Raw genomic sequence first — 1,593 nt, 5'->3', positions numbered from 1 at the left:
ATCGGCCAAGAGGGATCCGCGGTGGGGTGGTTCCGACGAGGGGTGGCCCCTTACCTGGATCTGGCCCGCTTTCAAAGCCGCCATGGCCAGCTCATCACCAGCTACCATCCCTTCTGGCAGGCTATGTGGGCTGTGCTGTTGTTAGTGGTTGCCCTGCTGGTGATGCTGTTCTAGAGGATCGCGATCCTCAGCAGCGAAGAGCTCGCCTAGGCCATTGGGATTGGCTACTTTTGCCCACCGTTAACCCGGGCGTAGTCGTCGCTGAAGCGGACAATGTCGTCTTCGCCCAAGTACTGGCCGTTTTGCACCTCGATAATCACCAGAGGGATGACGCCAGGGTTCTCCAGGCGATGCTTGGTGCAAGGGGGCACGTAGGTGGATTGGTTGGCCGTGATGAGCTTTTCTTCATCTCCGCAGGTGACCTTGGCGGTGCCGGCAACGACGATCCAGTGTTCGCTGCGATGGTAGTGCAACTGCAGGCTGAGGCGATGCTTGGGCAGCACCACGATCCGCTTGATTTTGTAGCCAGGGCCCTCTTCCAGCACTGTAAAGCTGCCCCAAGGCCGACTTTCAGCATTGCTCTCGATCAGCTTGTTGAGGGTTTCGGCAGAGAGGGAAGGCGAAGGTTTTTCCGGTGAGGCCAGATTGGCATTGGGGGTTTCCAGCATGGGATGCTCTCCTTGGGAGGCCTACCTGTAGCTTATCTCAACAACCAACTCGAAGTCTGTTTGTTTATCTTTAGAACCACCAACAGATCGGCTTCAGCTCCTGGGGATCCCCAGCCAATTCGGGCTTGCCAGGGCAGTGGCTAGAATCCTGTGGAATCATGAATAAAGATCTCTGCAAAAAGGCCACTTCTCGATGCGTCCTTTCTCTTCTGTCCCTTCTTACCCGGTTCACATCCATGACCGCCAACGGGACACTCACTATCTGATCCAGGTGCCGGCGGATCAATACATTTTGGCCAGCGCCGAGGCCCAAGGGATCCAACTGCCCTTTGCCTGTCGCAATGGCGCCTGTACCACCTGTGCGGTGCGGGTACGGCGGGGATCCCTGTATCAGCCGGAAGCCATGGGCATCTCGCGGGAGCTGAAGGAGCAGGGGTATGGGCTGTTGTGCGTGGGCTATGCCCGCTCGGAGCTCTGGGTAGAAACCCAAGATGAAGATGAGGTGTACGAGCTGCAATTTGGGCGCTACTTCGGCCAGGGGCAGGTCAGGCCAGGGATCCCCATCGAGGATGAGTGATGTCTTCTTCGGCACCGGTTTCGTCTCAACAACTGTCGCCGGATCCCTTGCCCTCTCAGCCGAGGGGCTGGCTGCTGGCGGCAGCGGCGCTGATCCCGGTGAATCTGGCCCCCAGCTTGCTGTTGGCTTTGGTGGGAACGATTCAGGGTTATACCCGCTGCGGTGGCCGGATCCTGCGGGATCCTCTATTTGGACTGGCGGCTCTCCTGAGCCTGGCTGCGGTGGGAGTGGCCTTTTGGGGGGAGGATTGGCGACTGAGCCTGCCGGGGATGTTCAACTACTGGCCTTTTTTGTTGATGCTGCCGGCCTTTGCCGATGCGCTGGCCTCTCGCGGTAGCGGGACGGAGT

The 1,593-nt window shown here is 58.9% G+C and carries 2 protein-coding genes and 1 pseudogene; 2 read left to right on the top strand and 1 reads right to left on the bottom strand.

Going from position 1 to position 1,593, the window contains the following annotated elements:
• Positions 1 to 224 precede the first annotated feature (224 nt).
• Positions 225 to 668: a phosphomannose isomerase type II C-terminal cupin domain gene (locus tag NW820_RS11375; protein ID WP_011433853.1), complete on the bottom strand. Its 444-nt coding sequence runs from the start codon at positions 666 to 668 to the stop codon at positions 225 to 227.
• A gap of 193 nt (positions 669 to 861) precedes the next feature.
• Between NW820_RS11375 and NW820_RS11370 the strand changes: the two genes are divergently transcribed.
• A complete protein-coding gene (locus tag NW820_RS11370) occupies positions 862 to 1,245 on the top strand; it encodes a 2Fe-2S iron-sulfur cluster-binding protein (protein ID WP_414407531.1) in 384 nt (127 codons plus the stop codon).
• A pseudogene (locus NW820_RS11365) lies at positions 1,245 to 1,593 on the top strand (polymerase); the annotation flags it as partial. The gene NW820_RS11370 and the pseudogene NW820_RS11365, both read left to right, overlap by 1 nt.

This window comes from Synechococcus sp. R55.7, assembly GCF_047461955.1.
GTDB lineage: Bacteria > Cyanobacteriota > Cyanobacteriia > Thermostichales > Thermostichaceae > Thermostichus.
The sequence above is the reverse complement of the archived record's forward strand: the minus strand, read 5'-3'. Positions and strand labels throughout refer to the sequence as shown.